This is a genomic window from Kitasatospora sp. NPDC057198, assembly GCF_042670125.1.
GTDB lineage: Bacteria > Actinomycetota > Actinomycetes > Streptomycetales > Streptomycetaceae > Kitasatospora.
This window is the reverse complement of sequence record NZ_JBHUWH010000043.1, coordinates 22,073-29,150: the sequence shown is the minus strand read 5'-3', so window position 1 is coordinate 29,150 and position 7,078 is coordinate 22,073. Positions and strand designations below refer to the sequence as shown.

Here is a 7,078-nt window from a genome sequence, read left to right as displayed (position 1 = left end):
CCCCGATCGGGGTGGCCGCCCTGCGGCGCTCCCTAGGGGATCCCCCGGGGGGAGGAGGCGGGGGAACCACTCCCGGGAGGGAGGCGGGCGGGGGAGGGGTGCCGGGAGACTGGGGGCACCGGAAAGTCGAGAGGGGGCCGCGGTGAAGCGGTTGGTGGGGGCGGTGGCCGTCGTGGGGCTGCTGGCGGTCGGGGCGGTCGGCTGCGGGCCGTGGGACGATCAGCGCCGGACGGTGTCGTACGAGGTGCTCGGGCAGGTCACCGAGCTGCAGGTGGACGGCGAGGTCGGCGGGATCGAGGTGCGGGCCGGGGACGGGCCGGTGCAGGTGGTGGAGAAGCGCAACTGGCAGGACGAGGAGCCGCAGGCCACCCACGTGCTCGCGGACGGCGTGCTGAAGCTGGCGTACTCCTGCTCGCGGTGCGGGATCGGCTACCAGGTGCGGGTGCCCGCCGGGACGAAGCTGCGGCTGAAGGAGACCACCGGCGGCATCCGGGTGCACGGCCTGAGCGGGGACGTCACCGCGGAGACGGTCACCGGCGGGGTGGAGGCCACCGGGCTGCGCGGGGCCGACGTGGTGCTGAAGGCCGAGACCGGCGGGGTGTCGGCCCGGTTCGCGGCGGCGCCGACCCGGGCCGAACTGCGCACCGGGACCGGCGGGGTGGAGCTGGTGGTGCCCGGCGGGCAGGCGTACCAGGTGGACGCGCACGCCTCGACGGGCGGCACCGACGTGAGCGTGCCCTCGCAGGCCGGGGCCGCGCACGCGCTGGTCGCGCGGGCGGACACCGGCGGCGTGAAGGTCAGCACCGGCTGACCGCCAACTGTCGGTGCCGGGCCGTAGATTGGGCGGTGTCGGCAGGTGGCGAGGGCCCCGCCGGCACCCCTCCGAACTCTGTGCCCGAAAGGGGCGTCGGCCATGTCCGTCACCGTTTCCGCGGACCCGCAGGTGACCTACCTGGAACTCTCCGAGGACGAGGGGAGTGCCCACAAGTTCTACGAAGTCACGGTCAAGGACGCCGAGTTGACGATCCGCTACGGCCGGATCGGCGAGAGCGGGACGACGAGGACCACCGTGTGCGCGAGCGCCGCGAAGGCCGCCGCGCAGGCCGCCAAGAAGATCGGCGAGAAGGTCCGCAAGGGCTACGCCCCCGCCGTGCCGGGCGTGCGCCAGCGCCGCTCGGTGACCCGCCGGCAGATCACCTCCACCCGCTCCACCGCCCGCCAGGCGCCGCTGCTGTGGCGCTTCCGCTCCGGCTCGCCCGCCTTCGGCGTGTACGTCGGCGAGGAGCACGCCTGGGTCGGCAACGAGCAGGGCGACGTCTACACGCTGACCACCGACGGGCAGGTCACCGGCCGGTTCGGGCTGCCCGACGGCGTCAAGTGCATCGTCGCCGACGACTGGTGGATCTACGCGGGCTGCGACGACGGCAAGGTGTACGACCTCGGCGGGAAGGTGCCGCGGGTGGCGTACGAGATCGCCCAGGACGTGGACATCTACTGGCTGGACATCCACGACGGCGTGCTCGGCGTCGCCGACGAGCGCGGCGGCCTGACCACCGTCGACCACGAGGACGAGTTCCAGTGGCGCCGCAGCGCCCAGGGCTCCTCCGGCTGGATGGTGCGCTGCGACGCCGAGTCGGTCTACCACGGCTGGTCGGCGGGCGTCGCCCGGTACGCCAAGCGCGGCGGCGACCAGCTGTGGCACACCCGGACCAAGGGCGCGGTGCTGTTCGGCTGGCAGGAGCGGGACGAGGTGTTCGCCGGCACCTCGCAGGGCTGGGTGCACCGGCTGCGCAAGGCCGACGGCTCGGAGAGCGCCGCGTACAAGTGCGACGCCTCGGTGTTCTCCTGCGCGGCCTCCCCCGACGGGGAGTTCGTGTTCGCGGGCGACAACCACTCGTCCGTCTACTGCTTCGCCGCCGACGGCACCCGGCTGTGGAAGCTCGGCACCGGCTGCGGCTCGGCGTACAGCATGCAGTACCGCGACGGGCGGCTGTACCTGGTCACCACGGACGGCTCGCTGGCCTGCCTGGACGCCTCCCAGGGCGCCGTGCTGGCCGCCGAGCAGGGCACCCTGCCGGTCACCGCCGAGGTGAGCGGCGCGGGCGTCGAGCGGGTCGCGGCGGGCGCCGCGCTGGAGACCGTCAGCGCCGGCGCGGTGGCCGCCGGGGCGGGCGCCGGGGGCGTCGAGGTGGAGTGCGTGGCCGAGGGCGGGCGGCTGCGGGTGCGGGTGGTGACGCCCGGCTACGACGCCGCGCTGCGGGTGCAGTTCCCGAAGGACGTCCGGGTCGCCGGGGCCAGGTACCTGGTCGCCGAGGTGCGCCGGTCCGAGTCCGGCGGGTTCTACCGGGCGCGCGGAGAGATCAAGCGGCTGCTGTGACGTCCCCGGACCGTGCAGGGGGGCGCTCCCGGTCGGGGGCGCCCCCCGCGCGTGCGGGAGGGCGGTGCGGCGGCCGTCCGACAGTGCGAGAGGATGCGCGGCATGGGGACGTGGGGGAAGTGGACGGACGGGCTGCTGGCCCGGGGGCGGGCCCGGCCCCGGCCGGTGAACGGGGCGCTGGTGGCACTCGCCGCCGGCGTCTCGCTGTGGGGGGTGTATACCGACCGGATCCCCTCCGAACGGCAGTGGTGGGCCTACGCGTTGGCGCTGGCCGGCTCGCTGCCGCTGTGGTGGCGGCAGCGGGCGCCGTGGGCGGTGCTGCTGGCCTGCACGGTGCCCACCGCGCTGCTGTCGGCGTTCGCGCACTTCGCGATGCCGCAGATCCAGCTCGCCATGGCGATCGCCGTCTACACCGTCGCCGACCGCGGCCGGGACTGGCAGCGCGCCGTGCTGCTGGCCTGCGCGGTGCTCGGCAACGTGTACGGCACCCGGTCCTTCGACGGCATGCTGTTCAGCCTGGTGGTGTCGGTCGGCAGCTTCGTGCTCGGCTCGCTGGTGCGGGAGCTGCGCCGGCTGGCGGGCGTCGAGGCCGAACGGGCCCGGCAGGCCGGGCTGCGGGCGGCCAGCGACGCCGCCCGGGCGGTCGCCGAGGAGCGGGCCAGGATCGCCCGCGAGATGCACGACATCCTGGCCCACGCGGTCTCGCTGATGGTGGTCCAGGCCGAGGCCGGGCCGCTGGTGGTGCACAGCAAGCCGGAGCGGGCGATCCGCGCCTTCGACGCCATCGCCGACTCCGGGCGCGATGCGATGGTCCAACTGCGGCGCGTGCTGGGCGTGTTGAAGGAGGACGGCGCGGCGGCCGCACTCGCCCCGCAGCCCCGGCTGGCGGAACTCGCCGGCGTCCTGCAGCGCGTCCGCGACTCCGGCGTCGCCGTGGACGCCGAGATCGAGGAGGCCGGGCCCGCCGAGGTGCAGGCCGCGGCCTTCCGGATCGTCCAGGAGGCCCTGACCAACGTGGTCAAGCACGCCGGGGCCCGGCACGTCAGCGTCCGGGTCGCGGTCCGCGACGGGGCCCGGCTGCACGTCGAGGTCGCCGACGACGGCGCCGGCCCGGCCCCCGTCCCGGTCGGCGCGGGCGTCGACGGGCGCTCCGGCGGGCGCGGCCTGCTCTCCATCCGGGAGCGCGCGGCGGCCTGCGGCGGCAGCGCCGAGACCGGGCCGCGCACCGACGGCGCCGGCTACCTGGTGGCGGCCGTGCTGCCGCTCACCACCTGAGCAACTCACCAGAGGAGAACGAGAGTTGACCATACGAGTGGTGATCGCCGACGACCAGGAGCTGGTCCGGGCCGGGTTCGGCATGATCCTCGACGCCCAGCCCGACATCGAGGTGGTCGCCGAGGCCGGCGACGGGCGGCAGGCCGTCGACGCCGTCCGCGAGCACGGCCCGGACGTCCTGCTGCTGGACGTCCGGATGCCCGTCATGGACGGCCTGGAGGCGGCCCGCCGGGTCTGCGCCGAGCACCCCGGCTGCAAGGTGATCATGCTGACCACCTTCGACGTCGACGACTACGTCTTCGACGCGCTGTACGCCGGGGCCAGCGGCTTCCTGCTCAAGGACGTCCGCCGCGACGACCTCGCCCACGCCGTCCGGGTCGTCCACTCCGGCGAGGCGCTGCTCGCCCCGTCCGTCACCCGCCGGGTCATCGGCGAGGTCACCGCCCGCAAGGCGGCCGGCCCGCTGACCGTCTCCCGGCCGCTCGGCCGGCTGCTGGAGTCCCTCACCGCACGGGAGTTGGAGACCCTGCGGCTGGTCGCCCGCGGCATGTCCAACGCCGAGATCGCCGCCGCCCTGGTGGTCAGCGAGCACACCGTCAAGACGCACGTCAGCAACCTGCTGCAGAAGCTCGGCCTGCGCGACCGCGTCCACGCCGTGGTGTTCGCCTACGAGGCGGGGGCCGTCACCGCGGGGGAGTAGCCGACTCCTCCCCGCGGGGGACACCCGGATCTCACCGGCACGGGGGAGGTGCGCCGCGGGCCGCCGCGGCAGGGTTGGGGGTGTCGGAAAGGGCACTCTCACAAGGGGATTGGGCAGATGGTGACGGGGCGTCGGGCACTGGGTTGGTCGGCCGGGCTGATGGCGGTCTACGGGGTGGTGCGGCTGCTGCCGGGCTCCCGCGACGTGGGCCCCGGCTGGACGGTGGGGCACCTGGCGCTGTTCGCCGCGCTGGCGCTGATGGGCGCCGGCCTGGTCGAACTGTGGCGGCTGGGCGGCCGGGCCTCGCGGTGGGGCCGGGGCTGGCTGGCGGTGGGCTGGGCGGGCGTCGCGGCCGGCCTGGCGCAGACCGGCATCGACCTGTACGCGAACGCCGTCTCCGCGGACCGCGCGGCCCGCTCGGCGGTGTTCGACCGCGTCCAGTCGGTGCCCGGGGTGCGGCCGCTGGTGTACGACGTGGTGCCGATGCTGCTGTACGTCGGCCTGATCGCACTGCTGGTCCGGCTGGCCCTGCGCCGCACCGCCCCCTGGTGGAGCCCCGTCCTGGTGCTGCTGGGCACCCTGGCGATGGGCGCCTCGCTGGACTACCTGGTGGTCGGCGCCGCGCTGTACCTGGCCGCGTTCCTGCCGGTGCGCGGCAATTCGGTGGTCGGAACGGGACGCCCCGCCGTACCCTCCGGGGCATGACTGCGAAGCGGCCACTGGTGGCGGTGTTGACGGGGGCGGGCATCTCCACGGACTCGGGGATCCCCGACTACCGCGGCCCGCAAGGGCTCTGGCAGCGCGACCCGGGCGCGCAGGAACTGGTGACCATCGGCCCCTACCTGGCCGACCCCGAGGTGCGCCGCCGGGCCTGGCTGATGCGCCGGGACGCCGGGGCGGTCGGCGCCGAGCCCAACGCGGGCCACCGGGCGCTGGTCGAACTGGAACGGGCCGGCGTCCCGGTGCGGGTGCTCACCCAGAACGTCGACGGGCTGCACCAGGCCGCCGGCCTCCCGGCCCGCAAGGTGATCGAACTGCACGGCACCGCCACCGAGGTGCAGTGCACGGACTGCCGGGCGCCCGGCCCGATGGCGGCCGCCCTGGCCCGGGTCGCCGCCGGCGAGAACGACCCGGACTGCGAGCAGTGCGGCGGCGTGCTGCGCCCGCGCACCGTGATGTTCGGCGAGGCGCTGGACGAACGGGTGCTCGAGCAGGCCGACGCGATCGCCAAGAACTGCCAGGTCTTCCTGGCCGTCGGCAGCTCGCTCCAGGTGCACCCGGCCGCGCTGCTGCCGCGCATCGCGCTGGAGCACGACGCGCGGCTGATCGTGGTCAACGGCGAACCCACGCCGTGGGACTGGGCCGCGCACGAGGTGATCCGGACGCCGATCTCGCAGGCGCTCCCGGAGCTGGTGGCCCGGCTGGTGGACGGCGACCTGTCCGAGGTCTGAGCACCGCCCGAACGACCCGGCCGACGCAGCACGGCGGCCCGACGAGCACGGAGGACCCGATGGCGAGCGACGCCTTCGACCCGCGGTCGGCCGCGTTCGTGGCCCACCCCTACCCCGCGTACGCCGCGCTGCGCGAGCGGGCGCCCGTCCAGTACCACCCGCCCACCGGGCAGTGGCTGGTCTCCCGGTACGCCGACGTCAACGCCCTGCTGCGGGACCGCCGGCTCGGCCGCACGTACACCCACCGCTTCACCCACGAGGAGTTCGGCCGCCCCGCGCCCGACCCGGCGCACGAACCGTTCCACACCCTCAACGACCACGGCCTGCTCGACCTGGAGGGCCCCGACCACGCCCGGATCCGCCGCCTGGTCGCCAAGGCGTTCACCCCGCGGACGGTCGAGTCGCTGCGCCCCACCGTCCGGCGGCTGGCCGGCGAACTCGTCGACGGCCTGCTCGCCGCCGGCGGCGGCGACCTGATCGCCGAGGTCGCCGAACCGCTGCCGGTCGCCGTGATCGCCGAGATGCTCGGCATCCCCGAAGCCGACCGGCACCGGCTGCGCCCCTGGTCCGCCGACATCACCGGCATGTTCGAACTCCACCCCGGCCCGGAGACCGCCCGCCGCGCCGTCACCGCCAGCCTCGAATTCTCCGCCTACCTGCGGGAGTTGATCCGCCACCGCCGCGCCGCACCCGGCCCCGACCTGATCAGCGCCCTCGTCCTGGCCGCCGAGGACGGGCAGGCGCTCAGCGAACAGGAGGTGGTCTCCACCTGCGTCCTGCTGCTCAACGCCGGACACGAGGCCACCGTCAACACCACCGGCAACGGCTGGCTCGCCCTGTTCCGCAACCCCGGCCAACTCGCCCGCCTGCGCGGCGCGGTGGACGAACTGCTGCCCACCGCCGTCGAGGAGCTCATGCGCTACGACACCCCGCTGCAGATGTTCGAACGCTGGGTGCTGGACGACATCGAGGTGGCCGGCACCCGCATCCCGCGCGGCGCCGAGGTCGCCCTGCTGTTCGGCTCCGCCAACCGGGACCCGGCCCGCTTCACCGACCCCGACCGGCTCGACCTCGGCCGCACCGACAACCCCCACCTCGGCTTCGGCGCCGGAATCCACTTCTGTCTCGGCGCCCCGCTCGCCAGAATGGAACTCACCGAGTCCTACGGCGCGCTGCTCCGCAAGGCCCCCGGGCTGACGCTGCTGCGCGAACCCGACCGGCGCCCCGGCTACGTGATCCGCGGACTCGAACAGCTACTGGTCGAGATCTGAGGAA

The 7,078-nt window shown here is 75.0% G+C and carries 7 protein-coding genes; all 7 read left to right on the top strand.

Going from position 1 to position 7,078, the window contains the following annotated elements; all coding sequences use genetic code 11:
• Window positions 1-142 precede the first annotated feature (142 nt).
• Complete coding sequence (locus ACFUEL_RS07940; protein ID WP_380235170.1) at window positions 143-811, top strand: hypothetical protein; 669 nt, start codon at window positions 143-145, stop codon at window positions 809-811.
• Between the two features lie 102 nt (window positions 812-913).
• Window positions 914-2,377, top strand: coding sequence for a WGR domain-containing protein (locus ACFUEL_RS07935; protein WP_380235169.1), 1,464 nt, complete (start codon window positions 914-916; stop codon window positions 2,375-2,377).
• A gap of 102 nt (window positions 2,378-2,479) precedes the next feature.
• On the top strand, window positions 2,480-3,652 hold the full coding sequence (locus ACFUEL_RS07930; protein WP_380235168.1) for a sensor histidine kinase: 1,173 nt from the start codon (window positions 2,480-2,482) through the stop codon (window positions 3,650-3,652).
• A gap of 25 nt (window positions 3,653-3,677) precedes the next feature.
• Complete coding sequence (locus ACFUEL_RS07925; RefSeq protein WP_380235167.1) at window positions 3,678-4,352, top strand: response regulator; 675 nt, start codon at window positions 3,678-3,680, stop codon at window positions 4,350-4,352.
• Between the two features lie 117 nt (window positions 4,353-4,469).
• Entirely contained in the window at window positions 4,470-5,057 is a 588-nt protein-coding gene (locus ACFUEL_RS07920; protein ID WP_380235166.1) for a hypothetical protein, read from the top strand.
• On the top strand, window positions 5,054-5,803 hold the full coding sequence (locus ACFUEL_RS07915) for an NAD-dependent deacetylase (RefSeq protein WP_380235165.1): 750 nt from the start codon (window positions 5,054-5,056) through the stop codon (window positions 5,801-5,803). Before ACFUEL_RS07920 ends, ACFUEL_RS07915 begins: the two co-directional genes overlap by 4 nt.
• Window positions 5,804-5,862: 59 nt before the next feature.
• Window positions 5,863-7,074, top strand: coding sequence for a cytochrome P450 (locus tag ACFUEL_RS07910; RefSeq protein WP_380235164.1), 1,212 nt, complete (start codon window positions 5,863-5,865; stop codon window positions 7,072-7,074).
• The last annotated feature ends 4 nt before the right edge of the window (window positions 7,075-7,078 follow it).